Origin of the sequence: Thalassococcus lentus (genome assembly GCF_028023555.1) — a bacterium.
In the GTDB taxonomy this organism is placed as follows: Bacteria; Pseudomonadota; Alphaproteobacteria; order Rhodobacterales; family Rhodobacteraceae; genus Thalassococcus_A; species Thalassococcus_A lentus.
Genome location: NZ_JAQIOY010000002.1, coordinates 381,585 through 401,193, shown reverse-complemented (window position 1 = coordinate 401,193; position 19,609 = coordinate 381,585). Strand labels below are relative to the sequence as shown.

The 19,609-nt window shown below is 57.7% G+C and carries 17 protein-coding genes and 1 tRNA gene; 9 read left to right on the top strand and 9 right to left on the bottom strand.

The features are described from left to right. Nucleotides 1-57 precede the first annotated feature (57 nt). The 5 genes from PFY00_RS07040 to PFY00_RS07020 form a co-directional block, all read right to left on the bottom strand. Complete coding sequence (locus PFY00_RS07040; protein ID WP_271431826.1) at nt 58-225, bottom strand: hypothetical protein; 168 nt, start codon at nt 223-225, stop codon at nt 58-60. A gap of 189 nt (nt 226-414) precedes the next feature. After that, complete coding sequence (gap, locus tag PFY00_RS07035; RefSeq protein ID WP_271431825.1) at nt 415-1,419, bottom strand: type I glyceraldehyde-3-phosphate dehydrogenase; 1,005 nt, start codon at nt 1,417-1,419, stop codon at nt 415-417. A 138-nt stretch (nt 1,420-1,557) separates the two neighbouring features. Further along, nucleotides 1,558-1,701: a hypothetical protein gene (locus tag PFY00_RS07030; RefSeq protein WP_271431824.1), complete on the bottom strand. Its 144-nt coding sequence runs from the start codon at nt 1,699-1,701 to the stop codon at nt 1,558-1,560. A gap of 79 nt (nt 1,702-1,780) precedes the next feature. Next, on the bottom strand, nt 1,781-2,245 hold the full coding sequence (locus PFY00_RS07025; protein ID WP_271431823.1) for a disulfide bond formation protein B: 465 nt from the start codon (nt 2,243-2,245) through the stop codon (nt 1,781-1,783). After that, nucleotides 2,242-2,820 (bottom strand): YqaA family protein, encoded by a 579-nt coding sequence (locus tag PFY00_RS07020; RefSeq protein ID WP_271431822.1) that lies wholly within the window; start codon nt 2,818-2,820, stop codon nt 2,242-2,244. Before PFY00_RS07020 ends, PFY00_RS07025 begins: the two co-directional genes overlap by 4 nt. Nucleotides 2,821-2,963: 143 nt before the next feature. Between PFY00_RS07020 and PFY00_RS07015 the strand changes: the two genes are divergently transcribed. Together PFY00_RS07015 and PFY00_RS07010 are read left to right on the top strand one after the other, a co-directional pair. Continuing rightward, nucleotides 2,964-3,049: transfer RNA gene (locus PFY00_RS07015), tRNA-Leu, on the top strand. Between the two features lie 778 nt (nt 3,050-3,827). Further along, entirely contained in the window at nt 3,828-8,150 is a 4,323-nt protein-coding gene (locus PFY00_RS07010; protein ID WP_271431821.1) for an Ig-like domain-containing protein, read from the top strand. Nucleotides 8,151-8,272: 122 nt separating this feature from the next. On the opposite strand, the gene PFY00_RS07005 is transcribed toward PFY00_RS07010, so the two are convergent. The 4 genes from PFY00_RS07005 to PFY00_RS06990 all read right to left on the bottom strand — a co-directional run bounded on the left by PFY00_RS07005 (nt 8,273) and on the right by PFY00_RS06990 (nt 11,767). Continuing rightward, nucleotides 8,273-8,872, bottom strand: coding sequence for a nucleotidyltransferase family protein (locus PFY00_RS07005; protein WP_271431820.1), 600 nt, complete (start codon nt 8,870-8,872; stop codon nt 8,273-8,275). Between the two features lie 110 nt (nt 8,873-8,982). Then, on the bottom strand, nt 8,983-10,263 hold the full coding sequence (locus tag PFY00_RS07000) for an OmpP1/FadL family transporter (protein WP_271431819.1): 1,281 nt from the start codon (nt 10,261-10,263) through the stop codon (nt 8,983-8,985). Nucleotides 10,264-10,428: 165 nt separating this feature from the next. Continuing rightward, nucleotides 10,429-11,310, bottom strand: coding sequence for a DMT family transporter (locus PFY00_RS06995; protein WP_271431818.1), 882 nt, complete (start codon nt 11,308-11,310; stop codon nt 10,429-10,431). 142 nt (nt 11,311-11,452) lie between these two features. Further along, on the bottom strand, nt 11,453-11,767 hold the full coding sequence (locus PFY00_RS06990) for a DUF1476 domain-containing protein (RefSeq protein WP_271431817.1): 315 nt from the start codon (nt 11,765-11,767) through the stop codon (nt 11,453-11,455). Nucleotides 11,768-11,976: 209 nt separating this feature from the next. Here PFY00_RS06990 and PFY00_RS06985 point away from each other — a divergent pair, with 209 nt between their 5' ends. The 7 genes from PFY00_RS06985 (at nt 11,977) to PFY00_RS06955 (ending at nt 19,607) form a co-directional block, all read left to right on the top strand. Then, nucleotides 11,977-12,456, top strand: coding sequence for a TerB family tellurite resistance protein (locus PFY00_RS06985; RefSeq protein ID WP_271431816.1), 480 nt, complete (start codon nt 11,977-11,979; stop codon nt 12,454-12,456). A gap of 10 nt (nt 12,457-12,466) precedes the next feature. Then, nucleotides 12,467-13,435 (top strand): hypothetical protein, encoded by a 969-nt coding sequence (locus PFY00_RS06980; protein WP_271431815.1) that lies wholly within the window; start codon nt 12,467-12,469, stop codon nt 13,433-13,435. 111 nt (nt 13,436-13,546) lie between these two features. Then, the gene (purC, locus tag PFY00_RS06975; RefSeq protein WP_271431814.1) at nt 13,547-14,308 is read left to right on the top strand and encodes a phosphoribosylaminoimidazolesuccinocarboxamide synthase; all 762 of its coding nucleotides are present in this window, start codon (nt 13,547-13,549) and stop codon (nt 14,306-14,308) included. 187 nt (nt 14,309-14,495) lie between these two features. After that, a complete protein-coding gene (locus PFY00_RS06970; protein WP_271431813.1) occupies nt 14,496-16,763 on the top strand; it encodes a right-handed parallel beta-helix repeat-containing protein in 2,268 nt (755 codons plus the stop codon). 97 nt (nt 16,764-16,860) lie between these two features. Further along, nucleotides 16,861-17,091 (top strand): phosphoribosylformylglycinamidine synthase subunit PurS, encoded by a 231-nt coding sequence (purS, locus tag PFY00_RS06965; RefSeq protein ID WP_271431812.1) that lies wholly within the window; start codon nt 16,861-16,863, stop codon nt 17,089-17,091. Nucleotides 17,092-17,125: 34 nt separating this feature from the next. Further along, nucleotides 17,126-17,794 carry a phosphoribosylformylglycinamidine synthase subunit PurQ gene (purQ, locus tag PFY00_RS06960; RefSeq protein WP_271431811.1) on the top strand — a complete coding sequence of 223 codons (669 nt, stop codon included), beginning with the start codon at nt 17,126-17,128 and terminating at the stop codon, nt 17,792-17,794. A gap of 37 nt (nt 17,795-17,831) precedes the next feature. Further along, on the top strand, nt 17,832-19,607 hold the full coding sequence (locus PFY00_RS06955; protein WP_271431810.1) for an ATP-binding protein: 1,776 nt from the start codon (nt 17,832-17,834) through the stop codon (nt 19,605-19,607). Nucleotides 19,608-19,609: the final 2 nt, after the last annotated feature.

The window sequence follows — 19,609 nt, the reverse complement described above, 5'->3', positions numbered from 1 at the left end:
CGGGCAAAACCTGCCCGGGCGAATTTTCGTCCGTGAGTTTACAGCCAAAGGTTGCTGTTACCCTTTGCCATAGACAGCGCGGGCTGCGATGCGTTCTGCATCACCCGGATAGATGTCCAGATCCAGCGCCACATCCAGAGGGAGCGCCTTGATTTCCTGAACGGTGCGGCGGTACTTGGCGCGTTTTTCGATTGCGTCCAGCATTCCGGAGATGGTCAGCGACATGGTAATCTCCTTTCATCGCTTGTTGTTTCCGTTACCGCAAACATAGTCATGCTGCACCGCAGCACCACTGCTGTGTGGATCGATCCGCTTTGCGAAAAATGCATGGCTCGGCCCGAAGGGTTGCGGGCAAGAAAAAAGGCGCGGCGACAATCAAGTCGCTCGCGCCCCATTGTCAGGCTGATCTGAGGTTCAGATCAGTTTGCCCATCGCGACCGCCGTATCCGACATCCGGTTGGAGAAGCCCCATTCGTTGTCATACCACGTCAGGATACGAACCATGTTGCCGTCCATGACCTTGGTCTGGTCGGTCGCAAAGATCGAGCTGTGCGGATCGTGGTTGAAATCCATTGAGACCAGCTTGCGGTCCGTCACGCCCAGAATGCCCTTGAGAGGGCCAGAGGCTGCGGCCGCGTGGATGGCTGCGTTGATTTCTTCGACGGTGGTGTCGCGGTTGGCTTCGAACGTCAGGTCGACAACCGATACATTCGGTGTCGGAACCCGGATCGCAACACCGTCCAGCTTGCCATTGAGTTCTGGCAGCACCAGACCAACAGCCTTGGCCGCACCCGTTGACGTGGGGATCATCGACATCGCGGCGGCACGAGCGCGGTACAGGTCCTTGTGCATGGTGTCGAGCGTCGGCTGGTCACCGGTATAGCTGTGCACGGTGGTCATGAAGCCACGTTTGATACCCACGGCGTCGTTCAGAACTTTTGCGACGGGCGACAGGCAGTTGGTGGTGCACGATGCGTTGGACACGACTGTGTGGTCAGAGGTCAGCACGCCATCGTTGACGCCAAATACGATCGTTGCGTCAGCGTCCTTTCCAGGGGCCGAGATCAAAACGCGCTTGGAGCCATTGTCCAAATGCGCCTGGCAGGCTTCCTTGGACGTAAAGATACCGGTGCATTCCATGACAACATCCACATCCGACCAAGGCAGGTCGGCTGGGTTGCGGATGGCGGTGACGCGGATCGGGCCGCGGCCAACGTCAATGCTGTCATCCGTATGGCTGACCTCGACCGGAAAGCGCCCATGGACCGAGTCGAACTGCAGCAGGTGCGCATTTGTTTCGACGGGGCCAAGATCGTTGATCGCGACAACTTCCAGATCGGTCCGACCGGACTCGATAATGGCACGCAGAACATTGCGCCCGATGCGGCCAAATCCGTTGATGGCTACCTTGATTGTCATGGTGTGTTCCCTCTGATCGCGGGGTGGTGCGCGTAAAAAATGAAACCCAAAGGGGTCTGTCGCGCGTCCTGGTTGAAGCTGTTAACGCTAACAATCAAATGCAGACGAATAAGTCAAGCCGCTTCGGGCAGCCTGTCGCTATCGCCAGAAAGCCAGCCAGTCCATCAGAACGAACATCTTTCTTCCGAGGAAAATAAAGTGCTCAGAGCCGTACATGGCATAGTCCAGTGCGACAGCGCCAAGGATCAGCAATCCCAGAATAATAGCCAAACGGTTGGTCATCGCCTGTGCTCCATGCTCTCATTCTTGTGATGCCAGATGATAGGCCCGCTGTCACGGGGCATCACCCCGCAAAATCGTATCAGACGGCCGTTTTGCGCAAGGCGATGAGCCAAACAAGGGTCAAAGCAAAGGCAATGACCATGTTCCAGCCCGCCATGGACAGGCCAAACATTTCCCACGGGATTTCGTCACAGCGCACCAAGGGGGCCGCTTCGATTTGTTTGATCAGCTCTTCGGTGGTGAGGCCGGAGATGCTTTGCGACGTGCAACTGGCCGGGCCTTCCCATTGGCCAAGCTCAACGCCAACATGATAGAGACCGACAGCCGCCGAGCTGAACACAGCCGCTGCGCCGAGCAGAATTACAAGTGTGGCGGGCACAAAGACGGCGATTACCCCGGCGACGATTGCACCGATATGACCATAGCGCTGCCAATAGCACAGTTTGCACGGCGGCATTTCACCGATGTATTGAAAGGCCAGAGCGCCGATCATCAATGCAGCCGAACCTGTCGCGGCGAGCATAATCCATCTTTGTTGGGTCATAGGTACTTCACCGCATAAAAGCCTGCCAGCAAGATGATCACAAAGGCAATAAAGACAAGTCCCAACCGGCGTTCGATAAAGTCACGAATGGGTGACCCGAATTGGCGCAGAAGCGCCGCCACTATAAAGAAGCGCAGGGCACGCGCGCAGATGGATGTCACGATAAAGGTCATCAGCGGCATGCCGGTCCATCCGGACATGATGGTAATCACCTTGTAAGGGAAGGGGGTTACACCTGCTGTCAGCACGGCCCAGAACCCGACACCGTTAAAGCGTTCGTTGAATGCCTCCATCGACTCGGTCTTTCCGAGCGCTTCTAGGATCGGCGCGCCAAGGCTGTCGTAGAAAAACGCACCAATTGTGTAACCCAGCATACCACCGGCGACCGAAGATACTGTCGCCACCAGCGCAATCAGCCAGGCACGATGCGGTGCAGCGAGGATCATTGGGATCATGAGAACGTCAGGCGGAATCGGAAAGACAGATGACTCGATGAAAGCAACCAGCGCCAATATATAAAGAGCGCGGGGATGGTCAGCCTGCGCCATTGTCCAATCGTACAGACGTCGAAGCATGATCCGGTTTCCTCTGCGCACTGCGGGTTTCCCCGCAAAAACCATGGCCAAGCAAGTGATGCAATGATTTTGCAGGATGATCTGCGAATTTGCGTCGTCTGGGCCTTTACGATGGTGCTGGCTGGGGTTAAATCAGGCGACGTGCCCAAGTGGCGGAATGGTAGACGCAGGGGATTCAAAATCCCCCGATGGCAACATCGTGTGAGTTCGAGTCTCACCTTGGGCACCAACCGCTGAAAACAGACAGCAAAACCCCGGTCCGGGTGATCTTCGGGCGGCTAGGGGATTCAGAAATGTGGCAACGCCGCCATTTTCGTCAAATTTGCCATAGATGATTCGTAGATTCCGGGCACCTTGGCCTGTTGCTACCCCTTAAGCTGTTGACCAATGTTAATTTTCTCGCAGCATTGGTTCCACATGGCGCACAAAAAATGCCACATTTTCAAATGTGGCAGGGTGTGGCCTTGAGCCTTGATCCAGATAGGCATTGTTTCGCCTATCCGGACAATTGACGGAAGACACGTGACAACGGTTTCGATCAGACAAGCCTCATCGGCCTTAATTTTATAGCTTTGCTGTGCGGTGGCTGTCGTGGAGGTTGGAAACAATAGCCTAAAATACACCTTTCAATTTGGACCAAAACCTATTCTTTCGCAGCACCATTCTCGCCATATTTGCCTCGTTTCCGCCTTTTTTCCCTTTGAGGCCACCCCGCTTCAAAGTATTAATTCCCTCAAGCCCAACTGGGGGGTGAAGACTGCTGGCCACGGGGGCGGCCGCTGAACTGTTATGCATCTGTGCTGATGCGAGGTGACGCGAGAGCGGAGAATCCGCTCGTGCCGCAATGGCGATCTTCGTCCACGTAAAGACGTGGGTACGAGGCGCGCGATACACTTCGCATTTTTGCAGGCATGGCGAGTAACTGTGGATAGGGCAGTGCGTGAGCATTGTTGCCGCTCATGCGGCGTGGGGCACCTGCCTCGTCTGACTTGATAGAGGGTCGTAGAATGGCTGATCTGTTTTTGAACTGGGGCGATCTTGGGCCCTTTGGCACGACGCTCGCCGATGGCGTTACAACAACGGTGGACACCGGTGGTGTTGCTGTTGATGTGACTTTCTCGGCCGATGATGAATATGCGTCTGCCTTTACTTTTAACGCTGACGGGTATGTTGAAGCCGAAGACGACTTGAACCCCAACTCGTTCCTAAAGCTTTATGACGAAGCCAATGACGATGGCGCGGCTGGCACGTCGACTGCGACACTGGATTTCCGTGCGCTCGACACCGAAAACTTCACTGATGAAGTGCAGACTGTTTCCTTCCGCATCAACGACATCGATTTCTCGGCCCTGGATGGTGACCTTGAGAACTTTGGCGCTGGCGGTTTCGAAGACATCGTGACGGTCCGTGCCTACGACGCCGAAGGCAACGAAGTTCCAGTTACGCTGACACCCGAAGCCGGCGGTCCTGCTGTCTCGGGTCAGACCGCGACAGGCACCAGCCTAACCGGTTACACAGACTCGACCGGTTCAGTTCTGGTGTCGATCGACGAACCGGTTGCTCAGATCGTTATTTCTTACGGCAACGGTGGCGACGCCCAGCAGGGTGTGACCGTTTCCGACATCAACTTCTCGACGGTTGATGTTGTTGTTGATGAGCCGCCAATCGCGGTTGATGACACGGCGTCCACCGACGAAGATGTGGCCATCACGATCGACGTTCTGGCCAACGATATCGAGCCACAGGGCCAGCCGCTGACCGTTACTTCGGCATCAGCGCTGAACGGCACCGTGTCGATCAACCCCGACAACACGTTGGAGTACACGCCAAACCCTGACTACAACGGTCCGGACACCATCACCTATACAATCGTTGATCCAGACGGGAACAGCGACGAAGGCGAAGTGGCCGTTACAGTTGATCCGGTCAACGACGCCCCCATCACAGAACCTGATGAGGCGACAACACCTGAGGACACCGATGTCGTCATTGACGATCCAGCGGGCAACGACACAGACCCAGATGGTGATCCGGTAACCACGGCATCTGTTGGCGATCCTGCCAACGGCACCGCGGTTCTGAATCCCGATGGCACAGTTACGTACACGCCGGACCCTGGTTTTGTGGGTGAGGACACCATTCCTTACGTTGCGACCGATGGCATCGCAGAAACACCAGGCGAAATCATCGTCACCGTGACTGATGGCAACCGTCCTCCAATTGCCGAGGACGACTCGGAAACAACGCCTGTTGATACCGCTGTGCTGATCGATGCGATCGACAACGACAGCGATCCTGATGGCGACGCGCTGACCGTTACGTTCAACACCGATCCGCTGAACGGCTCTGTTGTCGACAACGGTGACGGTACCTTCACCTACACGCCGGACACCGGTTTTGTTGGGACCGACACCTTTGAATACGACATCTCTGACACCAGCGGTGACAGCGACACGGCAATCGTGACCGTGACTGTCACAGACGACAACACGCCTCCGACAACCGTGGACGACACAGCGACCACGCCTGAGGACACAGCAGTTGTCATCGACGATCCAGCGGGCAACGACACAGACCCAGATGGTGATCCGGTAACCACGGCATCTGTTGGCGATCCTGCCAACGGAACCGCGGTTCTGAATCCCGATGGCACCGTGACCTACACGCCGGACCCTGGTTTTGTGGGTGAGGACACCATTCCTTACGTTGCAACCGATGGCACCGATGACACACCGGGCGAAATCATCGTCACTGTGACCGACGATCCGGCGGTTGTTGATGCTGTCGACGACAGTGCAACCACGGACGAAGACACTGCGATCGTGATTGACGTTCAGGAAAACGACACCGATCCAGAGGACGATCCGATCACCACGGTTTCCGCAACCGATCCGCTGAACGGCACGTCAGCTGTGAACCCGGATGGAACGATCACTTACACACCGGATCCTGGCTTTAGTGGCACGGATACCTTTGAGTACACGATCACAGAGCCTGATGGCGCGACCGACACGGCAACTGTAACCGTGACCGTCGTTCCGGACACAAACACGCAGCCCGTTGCGTTCGACGATACCTCGACCACGGCTGTGGACACACCGGTTATCATCGATCCAGCGCTGAATGACTTCGATGCCGAAGATCCGGTTGAAGACCTCATCGTGACCAATCTGGGCGATCCGCTCAATGGTACAGCGGCGATCAACCCCGATGGCACCGTTACCTACACACCGGATGCTGGTTTCACAGGTACAGACAGCTTTACCTACGAAATCCTCGACACCGATGGTGAAGGCGACACCGCGACGGTTACCGTAACCGTGACTGACAATGGCCCACCCGTTGCAGTTGACGATACGGCCACCACCGAAGAGGGCACGCCTGTCATCATCGCGGATCCTGCGGGCAATGACACAGATCCAGAAGGCGATCCGCTGACAGTGACCGAAGTGGGCGATCCCGCAAACGGTACTGCCACGCTGAACCCTGATGGCACCGTGACATACACGCCGGACCCTGACTTTACCGGTGACGACACCATTCCGTACACCGTTACGGATGGCACAAGCACCGACACCGGCGAAATCGTCGTAACGGTTGAGCCCGAAGACGACGGCCGCATCGACACCGATGTGTTCCCGGTTGCTCCGGAAGATCAGGACGATGATCCGCTGAACGGTCTGGATGAAGACGACGATCCAAGCGATGATCTGGACAGTGTTGTCGGAACAAGTGGCGCTGACAGCATCAGCACCGGCGATGACGCAGACACCATTTCGGCTGGCGGCGGTGATGACACCGTTGACCCGGGCATCGATGACGACCTTGTTGATTTGGGCGGCGGTAATGACCTGCTGAACGACCCTCAGGGTGCGGACACAGTCTCGGGCGGTCAGGGTGATGATACGATCAACGTCGGGGTCAACACCTTCTCCGATTACATTGGCGATGATCCGAGCTTTGCGCCCGGTTCACCGTTGAATGATCTGGGTTTTGTTAACGATCCGAACCAAGAAGATGGGCGTGACAGCGTGCAGGGCAACCTGGGCAACGACTCTATCTCGACAGGTGATGACCGTGACACGATTGACGGTGGCGGAGACAACGACACCATCGATGCGGGCATCGACGATGACTTGGTCATGGGTGGTCAGGGCGACGACAGCATCATCGGCAGCCACGGCTCCGATACGCTGGATGGTGGTCAGGGCAACGACTACATCGACGGTTCGAACCTTGGTGCTCTGGAACTGATCGACGCGATCGACACAGTCCCTGAAAACGACCGTGACAGCATCCTTGGTGCACTTGGCAATGATACACTGATTGGTGGCGACGATGATGACACTCTGCTCGGCGGTTCTGGTAATGACGTTCTTGACGGCGGCATCGATGAAGACAGCCTGCTTGGTGGAAACGACGACGACACGCTGATCGGCGGTCAGGGTGCAGACACCCTGGACGGCGGCGCAGGTGCCGATGACATCGATGGCGGTGCAGATCGCGACGTAATCATTGTTGGCAGCCGTCCTGAAGGTCAGGACGACACCATCGACGGTGGGTTCGAAGGCGACGACTTCGACGTTCTGGACCTGACCGGTCTGGGCACACGCGGCGAAGACTGGCGCATTGTCGACACGTCACCTGACAGCAACGGCAACGGCATTGACGGCACCGTTGAGTATCTGGACGGCGACGGCAACGTAACTGGTGGTTTCGACTTCTTCGAAATCGAACAGGTTGTGCCTTGCTTCACGCCGGGTACGCTGATCGCGACACCGCAGGGTGAACGTCTGGTTGAAGATCTTCAGGTTGGTGATCGTGTCATCACACGTGACAACGGCATCCAGGAGATCAAGTGGGTTGGTCGCAAGGACCTCACCGGTCACGAACTGGCCCGTCAGCCTCACTTCAACCCGATCCTGATCCAGAAGGGTGCACTGGGCAACAACCTGCCTGAGCATGACATGCTGGTATCGCCAAACCACCGGGTTCTGGTGGCAAATGACAAGACTGCGCTTTACTTCGAAGAGCGTGAAGTTCTGGTCGCTGCCAAGCACCTGACTGGTCTGGAAGGCGTCGATGTGGTCGAGAGCCTGGGTGTTGCCTACATCCACGTGATGTTCGAACAGCACGAAGTGATCCTGTCGAACGGCGCTTGGACGGAAAGCTTCCAGCCTGGCGACTACAGCCTCAAGGGCATCGGCAACGCGCAGCGTCAGGAAATCCTGGAGCTGTTCCCCGAACTGGAGCATGCCGAAGGTCTGAACGCCTACGGTTCCGCGCGCCGCTCGCTCAAGAAGCACGAAGCGCAGCTTCTGACCAAGTAAGGTCGCTTCCACAGATTATGCAGCACGTTCAGCTGCTTTCGGGTGGCTGAGCAAAAACATAAGACGGGGCAGGGAAACCTGCCTCGTCTTTTGCGTTTCGGTTGGTGGGTGATGATGCGGGCTTAGGCGTTTTCGGATTGCCAGCGGGTCCAGGCCTCGGGTGTATCCAGATCCGTCAGGGCATTCAGACCGGGCAAGGGCACATAGCGCAGCCGGTGACGGTTGGCCTTCAGAACAGACCGCGCGCCTTCGTCACCGGTCAGTTGCCGCAGGGAAACAAAGCAATCCGATGGAAATAAAACCGGGTGGCCCGGTGTCCCATCAAAGCTCGTCGCCTGTTGCACAGTTGGTGTAAGTTCGGCATCGAAGCCCTTGATAAGGCTTTCAATATCGCTTGCTGTGATGTCTGGCATATCGGCTGGCAGGATGATCAGACCACGGGTGATCTTTGGCAAGGCGGCCACCGCGCGTCTAATTGAGGCTGACATTCCATCGCTGGCATCAGGAACTTCGACGATCTGCACTGGCAGACCTGCCAAGATCTCGGCGCGGGGATGTTCCCAACCGGGTATTGTAACGACCACATGGCACTGCGTGGACAGGGCCCGTTCGGCGCTGCGCCTAAGCAGAGAAACCCCGTCAATGTCTTTCAGCAGCTTGTCCTGGCCTCGCATCCGTGAGGACCGGCCAGCCGCCGGAATGAGAATCGCAATGTCCCGCATGCGGTGCACTATGCCCCAGATCGGGTCATTTCACCTATAGGCACCTTTGGGCACAAAAAAAACCGGCAACCAAACGGTTGCCGGTTTCGATGCTAGACCTGTCTGACTGTTTAGAAGGACAGGGTGAAAGACATGCCGACGCCGATGGCGCTGTTTCCGGAGAATTCAACGCCGGAACCGTCTGTCGCGTCGCCAAGCGATACGTATTCCATACCAGCGCGCAGCTTTGCATTCTCATCCTGCCACTGACCGCCGATGCCCAGCGAGATACGGCCATCTGTTGGCGCGAGACGGGAAGCAACATCGCCGGTCGACGCTTCGTAGCTGATCTGGGCAAAACCGCTGGTGGTTTCGTTGAACTGGCGGCCAAGGCCGAGGCGGTATGTGACGGTGTCATTGTCGAGACCTGTCACGCGGCCACCTGTAACCGATTCATAGGCCGGCGTGCGGACTTCCCATTTGGACCATTCGGTCCATTTGATGCCACCAAAGAGCAGGGTGCCTTGTGCAATACCGGTCTGGAAATCCAGGGCGATCGACTGCGGCAGCTCCACCTCGGTGGTGCCATTGCCGTTGATGCCCAGCGACGTCAGAGCTTCGGCTGTGTCGAACTTGTGCGTGATGCCGCTTTCCCAAGTCAGGGCAACGCGCAGAGCGATGTCTGGAATTTCGTAAGCTGCACCAAGGACATAGCCCACATCGCCACGCTTTTCACCAGTTGCCGTGTAGGTCATGCCGGGATCGCCAAGCGGGTTGGACAGCGGGTTTGCCGCGGTGCCAAGGCGTGTTGCTTCGGCGCCCAATGCCGCCGCTTCTGCGCCTAGAGCTGCGGCAGTGGCGAGATCGCCCGCCACGGCTGCCGCGCCAGCATCAGCGGCGAGCTGTGCGGCCTGTGCACCAAGATCCGTCGCGTAGTTGCCGACAGAGTTGCGAACCAGCAGTTCAGGAATTGCGATGTCCGCGGTGGATTCGACATAACGCAATCCGCCGAAGATCGAGAAACGATCACCGATCCGGTATTTCAGGATCGCGGCTGTTCCCTTACTTTCCCAATCCGCGGCCAGACCAGTGTACACGCCCTGAGTGTACAGCGCGTTTGCACCGTAGGGGGTGTTCAGGAACAGACCAAAGTCGAGATTGTCGGACAGCTGATTTTTGTAGGACGCGCTCAGCGAGGCGTAAGACTTGGCCATATTGCCAGTGCTGCCGCCGCCCAAGGCTGCCGGGTATTCACCGGATACATTCGGATTGACCAGGCTGGCACCGAATTCGATGTGATTGCCCGACTGGAACAGCAGGCTGTAGTTGATATTGCCGCGCTCGATACCGCCGGCTGATGCTGCTCCTGCACCCAAAGCGAGTGCCGCAACGCTCGTTGCTAGTTTCTTCATAGTAGACCCTCATCCCTAACACGTATGCCGTGCTTCTCATGCGAAAGTACGAGGGGCGGTGTGTTTCGGTCAATCTTTGACCGTACGTAACTTACCGGTTGTGGAACGCTGCGTCACGTTTATGTAACAGCCCTTTTTTGGGCATTTGGCGTAAAAAGCGGGCAGCTACTGCTGTTTTCGCGTCTCGAACCAGACATTTCCGTAGTTTGCGCCAAAGATCAGAAGTGCCCCGAGAATGACGAAGGGATCCAGCGGTTCCGCATAAAGCAGCATGCCAACCACGGCGATGACGGGCAACCGGGTGAAGTCGATGGGCATCACAACCGTTGCGGGTGCAAGGGACAGTGCGGTGGTCAGACAGAAATGCGCAACCAAACCTGCACAGGCAATCATGACGACCCAAGGCCAGCTTGAGGCGGCGGGCAGGGCGATGTCGCCATCATATCCCGCAAAGCAAAAGCCCAAAACGGCCTGCATGACGGTCAACCAGAACAGGATGCAGGTGATCGTTTCAGTGCGGGTCAGGCGGCGTGTGAAAACGGCAGATCCGGCAAATCCTATGGCCGCAAGCGCGGCAGCGACAAGTCCGGGCGATATCGCATTGGCATCCGGCCGTGTGACAATCAGGATCCCGGCAAAGCCAACCACCGCTGCAAGCGCGCGGTTAAACGTCAGCTTTTCACCCAGTATCAGAGGCGAAAGGATCATCACCCAAAGCGGCGAAGTGAACTCAAGCGCAAAGACCTGAGCCAGCGGAATGACGGTGATTGCGTAGAACCAGAGGTTTTGGCCGGCGAAATGAAACACATTGCGCAGGCCATGCCAGCCCATGGACCGCCTAGTGATCTGACCGCGTGTGCCAAAGGCTGTCGCGAGGCTGACAACGAGGACAAAGCCGATAATAGACCGGTACATCATGATTTCGAAGGTATCGAGGTCCAGACTGACTGCCCGTCCGGCGATCGCCATGATGGTAAACGACACGATTGCGCCGCTCATCCAAAGGCAGGCGCGCAATACAGGGTTTGTCGGCGTTTTGGCTGTCATAGCTTTGCAAGTGGCAGAGCCGGACGGCTTTGACAAGCGTTGCGGTTCTTGGGCGGGCTGCCAGAGCAGAGCGCGGTAACTGCTAACAAAAAGACCCGCCGATTGGCGGGTCTTTCGTTGTCTTGTGTCTGTGGCGGGGCCGTCAGGCTTCGTCCATCAGCTGGCCTTTGGCAACGACCAGAAGTTCGTCCATCTTGGCACGGATCGCTTCGGGTGTGGATTTGTCACCCAGATCGCCTGCAACCTTGCGCACAACGTCCTCGTGGCCGGCTTCTTCAAAGTCGGCTTTGACCACTTCCATGGCGTAGGCGGCTGCATCGTCACCGGACTTGCCCAGCAGTTCTGCGGCCCACATGCCCAGCAGCTTGTTGCGGCGGGCTTCGGCCTTGAATTTCATCTCGGCATCATGGGCATATTTGTTCTCAAACGCGTTTTCGCGATCGTCGAATGTGGTCATGGACTCGCTCCCTTGGGCAAAAGTGTCTTGTTCGATATGCCGCTCTGCTGCGGGCTGTGCAAGGGGCGGCGGGCAAAATGCGGCACTCTGGCAACGCCACGAAATATCCTGAGAGTTGTCAGGAGGCGGTCTTGAGGCAGTCACAAATCGGTCACGATGCTGGGTGATGCTGACTGGCGTCAAACGAGTAATTGAGCGAGGACCAATTTATGGGATTGTTTTCAAAACTGCGGTCGGGCCAAAGCAACGCACCAGCTGCACCTGCACAACCCGATGCAAATGCCCACAACATTCAGATCGCGCGCGCTGTTCTGGCTGCGCCCATTCTGACCTGCTACGCCGACGGCGAAGTGGCATGGGAAGAGACCCAAACCCTTGTGGAGCGCAGTTTGCTGGTTCCAGAGGTGCAGGCAATCGGCTTTGACGCGGCGTTGGAGCTGGTCAAGCAAGTCACACTGGATCTGCATCAACGCGGTGGCGCAACCGTTTTGGCAGAAGCGGTCAGCGTTCTGCCGATGGTTCTGCGCGAAATGTCTCTGGCGATCAGCATGCAGGTTGCGGCTTCGGATGGTCATATTGACGAAAACGAAGTGAACACACTGTCCGGCATTGCCCAGCGAATGGGGATTTCAGTCGAAAAGTTCCGCGAGCTGACGCAGTTGATGGTCAAAGGCCGGTCCGCGGCCTGAGACATGTGATATGACAGACCGCCCAGACACCCCGACTTTCAGCGCCTATGTGCTGCTGTCCGAGGCTTTGCAGTTCAATACGGCAGAAATCCGGAACGCCTTGCTCGAGGATTTTCCTGATCTGGATATCCGGCCTCGGGCAGGGGCCGAAGCGCTTGATCAGGATTGTGATACGAACGCCTTTATCACCGCCCCAATTTTGCTGGGCGGCGAAGGCAAGGACGCCTTGATCGCCACCGCCATTCGGCTTCCCGGCTATGGCACATGGTCCATGGATCAACTGAGCCATCGCCAGACCCGGATCGTTCCGGACATGGAAGCGGCCCTGGCGCAGAATGCTTCATATATCTGCGTGTCTGTTGGTGCGGCCAGCACCGACATGATGGATTGCTTCCGTGCTGCACGTCTTTGTAGCTGTCTTGCCGCGATCTTTGCCAAACTTCCGGTTGCGCTGGCCGTTTACTGGGAAAGCGCGGATCATTTCCTGCCGACAGAGCGGATCGTGCAGATGGCGGACACCGCCATGCAGGACAAATGGCCGATTACCGACTGGATCAGCTATGCGATCGGGCAGAAACAGACACCACATGGGGTCATGTCCGTGGCAGGCACGCGCGGGCTGTTGCCGTTCAAATCCTATGAGACCAGCCATGCCGAAGCACCGGTTTCCATCGAAGACGCGGCTGGGATGGTTCACATGAGCACCGCGATGGTTCTGGAATACGGGCATGTATTCCAAGATGGTCACACGCTGGGCCACGAAGGCCAGAGCCCGGAGCAATCCTACCGGATCCGCTATGTGCCCGCCGGCACTGAAGAGGGCGTGCCCTTTGACGTCATGATGCTGGTTCATCCCAGCAGCCCGCTGGATCACGAAGATCTGGCAGGCCCCTTGCCGCAAAACAAAGGCCCTGTCGTTCAGGATCGTGGACGCCCCGGTGTCTTTCAGCGTCTGATGGGCAAAAGACGACGCAAGTGACACCATTTGTCTCGGCGCGGCCTGCTTGCGGCGCGCCGAGCCTTGCTCTATGGGATGCCCAGACACCCGCGCGGCCCTTCGCGCGGCTTTCGCGTTTGAAAGGGGCCCCGTATGGCACGGCGCAAAAAGATTTACGAAGGCAAAGCCAAGATCCTGTATGAAGGCCCGGAGCCGGGCACCATCGTGCAGTATTTCAAGGATGATGCCACTGCCTTCAACGCCGAGAAAAAGGACGTGATCGAAGGCAAGGGCGTGCTGAACAACCGCTTGTCCGAGTTCTTCATGACCGGTCTGGGCAACATCGGTGTTCCGACGCATTTTATCAAACGCCTGAATATGCGCGAGCAACTGGTGCGGTCCTGCGAGATTGTTCCGCTCGAAGTGATTGTGCGCAACTATGCCGCCGGCACATTGTCAAAGCGTTTGGGTCTGGAAGAAGGCACACAGCTGCCGCGTCCGATCGTTGAATATTGCTACAAGGACGACAAGCTGGGTGATCCGCTGGTGTCCGAAGAGCACATCGCGGCCTTCGGCTGGGCCAGCCAGCATGACATGGACGACATTATTGCCCTGGCGCTGCGCGTAAACGACTACCTGTCAGGTCTGCTGTATGGCGTTGGCATTCGTCTGGTCGATTTCAAGATCGAGATTGGCCGCGTTTACGAAGGCGATTTCCAGCGCCTGATCATCGCCGACGAAATCAGCCCGGACAGCTGCCGTCTGTGGGACATCGAAACGGGCCAGAAGCTGGACAAGGATGTCTTCCGCCGTGATCTCGGCTCGCTGACTGATGCCTATACCGAGGTCGCACGACGCCTTGGTGTCATGCCCAAACAGGCGACGCACCCGACGAAGCCGACGCTGATCAACTAATGTGATGGGGGGCCTTGCCCCCCAAACCCCCCAGAGTATTGAGCCAGAGAAGAAACTGCTCTGGCAGCCCCATGCCGGACGGTTGCGCGTCGCGGCCCAAAAAAACGTTGGGGCATGGAATCCTTTACTTGGCAGAAATGGACCCTCGGGGTTACCCTTGGGTAAATTTCAATATGGGGGACGTGTTATGCGCAATTTTTTCCTGAGCGCCGCGCTGGCAGCCATCACAGGTGTTTCGGCCATGGCTCAGCCAGCCGAGTTTGATCCCAGTGATTTCGGCAAGATTGTAGTGCAGCCGCGCCAACTGGCGGGCGGACTGACTTTTGAACAGGCCATCGGCGACTATCAGAACGAGCCGATAGTCGAGTATGGCGAAAACAGCCCGGCTGTTCGGTTGGGGCGTCCGATTGGCCGTCTGGACATGCTGTTTGAGAACGGAAAGACCGGGTTCTGCACGGCGTTCATCGTTGATGAACAGCATATCCTGACCAATCACCACTGCGTGCCGGGTATGGATGGCGATCCTTCGGGAGCCGATAGCGGTATTCAGGCGGCGCAATTCGTTGCGGGCTATATCAAACCCGGCCGTGCCGCCGGGGTCGATCGCTTCACGGTCAGCCCGCAGATTGTCGAAACCAACCGTGAGCTGGATTATTCGGTGCTGCGGGTTTTCGGCAATCCATCGGGCAAATACGGTTTTCTTGAACTGGCAGCGGCTGATCCCGAGGACGCTGAGTTCCTTTGGATCATTGGCCATCCTCAGGGACAGTCCCAGCACATCAGCCGTGAGGGTTGCGCGGCGGCCTCTCCTTCGATTTCGGATGAAGGCAAGCTGGTGCACACCTGCGATACGCTCGGCGGGAACTCCGGCTCGCCGGTTATTCGGATTTCGGACAAGCGTGTGATCGGGTTGCACCACGCCGGCGACAGCCGCAGCGGGTTCAACATGGCGATCCCGATGACCCGTATTCTGGCCCAGAGCCGGGTGCTGAAAGCGGTGGTCTCGGACGTGGACAATGGCCCGACCCCGCAGCCAAAGCCTGTGGTTCAGGTTTCGGCCTGTGACGCAATGTGGAAAGAGGCCAAGGCACTGGGGTGCGGCGGGTATGAGGCCTATGCGGCCGAATGCGGCAGCCACACCTTTGCTGGCATGGCCAAGGCTATGATTGCGCGCGAATGTACCGTGCCGGTTGCGGCGCCTGTCGATAACGCGCCGCGTGTGAAAGACCACGACGGGCCAACCGTGTCGGTGCGCGCTGGCGGTGGCGGTGATTTCCGCTCGATTGCTGACGCGGTTGCCAAATCGGCGGCGGGCACTCAAATTCAGATTTACCCGGGCACCTATGTTGAGGCGATCAACGTGGACAAGCCACTGGACATCGTGGGCGTGGGTGACGCATCCGAGATCATCCTGCGTGTCGCAGAGGATCACGTTGTTCACTGGACGGCAAATTCCGGCAAGCTTGCCAATCTGTCGGTCATTCAGGACGGCGGGAAGTACTTTGGCGTGTTCTTTGACAGCGGCACTGCCACAATGGACGGGGTCGATGCCACCTCGACCGGTCTGGCGGCGGTTGGTGTGAAGGAAGACAGCAATCCGATCATACGCAACTCAAAGATCCACCATTCCGCGCAGGGCGGATTGTTCATCTATGACAACGCCCGGGGTCTGGTGGAAAACAACGAGTTTTTTGAAAACACCTATGCCGGTGTCGAGATCAAGACCGGGGCGAACCCTGTTGTGCGCAACAACGTGATGCGCGACGGGAAGGCCAGCGGTGTTTATATTCACACCGAGGGTCGCGGACGGATCGAGAACAACGAGATCGTACGCAACAAGTATGCGGGCATCGAGATCAAGGATAAGGCTGACCCGGTTATCATTCGGAACGAGATTTATGACGGCGAAGCCTCAGGCGTCTACGTTCAGGAAGCGGGTCTTGGCCTCATTCAGGAAAACACGATCCACAACAATGCGCTGTCCGGTGTGTCGATCACCGAAGCTTCGGATCCGGTGGTGCGCAACAACACCATTCGCGACGCCAAGGAAAGCGGCATCTATGTCTATGACGGCGGCAAAGGCCGGATTGAGGACAACGATATCCTGACCAGTGGATTTGCTGGCATCGCAGTTAAAGGCGGCGCTAACCCGCTCGTGACGCGTAACCTTGTCAAAGACGGCAAGCAGAGCGGCGTGTTCATTTACGATGACGGTCTTGGGGTCTTTGAAGACAATGAAGTGACGGGCAATGCCTACTACGGGTTTGAGATCAAGACCGCGGGCAAGCCGACGGTGCGCAACAACAAGATCGGCGGCAATGTCTGGCATGCCTTCCGGATCTACGAGAACGGGCAGGGCACCTACACCGACAATGATCTGCGTGGGTCGGCAAAAGGCGCGTTCGACATGGATGACGACGCCGGAACGATCACCCGCAGCGGAAATCTGCAATAACCAACCCCTTCGGCCCCGGATTGTGTCTTGCAATTCGGGGCCGAATGCGGTTCCTCCTGCCTCAACACTTCTGGCCTCGCAGACAAGGAGAACCGCCATGAAAGCCCGCGTGCATGTAATGCTGAAACAGGGTGTTCTGGACCCACAGGGCGAGGCTGTGCGACACGCACTTGGATCGCTTGGGTTTGAAGGGGTCAACGGCGTCCGTCAGGGCAAGGTGATCGAACTTGATCTGGCCGATGGCACGTCTGAGGCCCAGATTGGCGAGATGTGCGAGAAGCTGTTGGCCAATACGGTTATCGAAAGTTACCGCATCGAAGTGCTCTGAGCCTTCGGTTAACAGTTTCAACAGGAGCATAGCTATGAAAGCTGCCGTCACTGTTTACCCCGGCTCAAACTGCGACCGCGACATGAAGGTTGCGCTCGAAGCGGTGGGCTTTGATGTCACGATGGTCTGGCACAAGGATGACGCTCTGCCCGAAGGCACTGATCTCGTGGCTGTGCCGGGCGGATTTTCCTTTGGCGACTATCTGCGTTGCGGGGCTATTGCGGCGAACGCGCCCATTGTCGGCGCACTCAAGGCACATGCAGAGCGCGGCGGTTTCGTGTTGGGCGTCTGCAACGGTTTTCAGGTTCTGACAGAAACCGGGCTGCTGCCCGGCGCGTTGCTGCGCAATGCCGGGTTGAAATACATCTGCCGCACCGTGGGGCTGAGCGTTTCGGAAAACCAGAGCCTTTTTACCGGTGGATATGAAGCAGGTGAGCAGATCGCGCTGCCGATTGCACATCACGATGGCAACTACTTTGCTGATGATGCCAGCCTTGATCGGCTTGAGGGCGAGGGCAGGGTGGCGTTCCGCTACACTGACAATCCCAATGGCTCGGCGCGTGATATCGCGGGCATTCTGTCGGAAAACCGCAGAGTGCTGGGTATGATGCCCCATCCCGAACGTGCGTCGGATTCCGCTCATGGCAACGAAGACGGTGCGCGCCTTTTTGCTCATATGACCAAGGCGTTGACCGAGGCGTGACTTGAGCAATCGGGGATGGGTGCCTATCCTCTACGCTATGGCTCAGTTGCCGAAACCCACTGGACGCGCCCGGCGCGCTGTATCCCTGTCGTGGCGCGTGCGCGTTGCGCTGGGAATTCTGTTTGTGGTTTCGGTCATTACGGTTCTGGTTACGAACACGTTGCTGACCGACCGGTTTACCGAAACGACCAAGAACCGCGCCGAACTGCGGCTGGCGCTTTATTCGGGTAACCTCGTTTCGGAATTGCGCAGGAACGCGATTGTCCCGCAGCTTCTGGCCCGCGATCCCGCGCTGATCGGGGCTTTGAATTCCGCTGACTTTGCCCAAAGCTCGCAGCGGCTGATTTCGTATGTGGACGAAATCGGCGCTGCATCCTTGATGTTGCTGGATGAAGGGGGCCGCACGGTGGCCGCCACGGATCGCAACCGGCTGGGCGAAGCGCACCGGTCGGCGCAGTATTACATCGACGCGGTGCGTTCCAATTCGACGGTCTTTTCCGCGATCCCGCGCGAATCCGGTGGCTACAGCTTTAGTTATTCGCGGCGGATGGAAAGCCAGGGCAGCACCATTGGTGTGATTGTGGTTGAGGTGGATCTGGCGAAGTTTGAGCGCGCATGGGCCGGGATTTCCGACGCCGTTATGGTTACCAACAGCGAAGGTGTCATCATTCTGGCCACCGAACCACGGTGGCGTGGATTGGCCCCCGAGGCCGCGCTTGAACGGCAACCGGCTGGCAGCGCAATTGAACGGGCCATACAGGCGACCGCAGACTGGACTGTGCAGGATGCCGACGCCTACCTGCGCGGTGAGGCCGTTATGCGCATCGACGGGCGTATCCCGTTCCGCGGCTGGACGCTGACAACCTTTACCACCTACGCCTCGGTTCGGGCAAAGGTGAACGCCGTCCTCGCTTTGGAGATCATGGGATTTGCGCTCTTGGCGGCTCTGGCATTTTATGCGCTGTCACGGCGTACCGCTGGCCGGCTGGTTTTCTTCCAAAGGGAATCGGCCGAATTGCGCGCGTTGAACGCACGTCTACAGGCCGAAATCTCCGAGCGTGAACGCGTGCAGAAGAACCTTGCCGTTGCCGAACAATCATTGGCGCAAAGCTCAAAGCTTGCGGCGTTGGGTGAAATGTCTGCGGCGGTCAGCCACGAATTGAACCAGCCGCTTGCGGCTATGAAAACCTATCTGGCGGGTGCGAGGCTCTTGCTGCGCCGCAACCGGCCTGATGAGGCCATGACCGCCTTTCACCGGATCGACGACCTGATCGGCCGCATGGGTGCAATCACCCAGCAATTGAAATCCTACGCCCGCAAGGGGCAGGAAATGCTGAGCCCGGTGGATATGGCAGATGCTTTGGCTTCGGCCCTGTCGATGATGGAGCCTCAGTTGAAGTCCCGCAGGGTCAAGATCAGCCGCATCCTTCCGGATGAGCCGGTCAATGTCATGGGGGATCGCATGCGTATTGAACAGGTCCTCGTGAACCTGCTCAGGAATGCGCTCGATGCGACCAAGTCCGTGGATGACCCGCAGGTGGAAATCATTCTGGCGGCCGGTGAAACGGCGACGCTTTCGGTGCGCGACAACGGCCACGGGATCGAAGACCTCGAGTCGCTCTTTGAGCCGTTTTACACAACCAAGCAGCCGGGTGACGGCGTCGGGCTGGGCCTGGCGATTTCGTCCGGCATTGTCAGTGACCTTGGCGGTCGCCTGACAGCCCGCAATGGCGAACGCGGCGGCGCCGTTTTCGAAATGCAGCTACCCATTCTTTTGGAAGACATTCCAGAGCCCACACAAGCGGCGGAGTAACA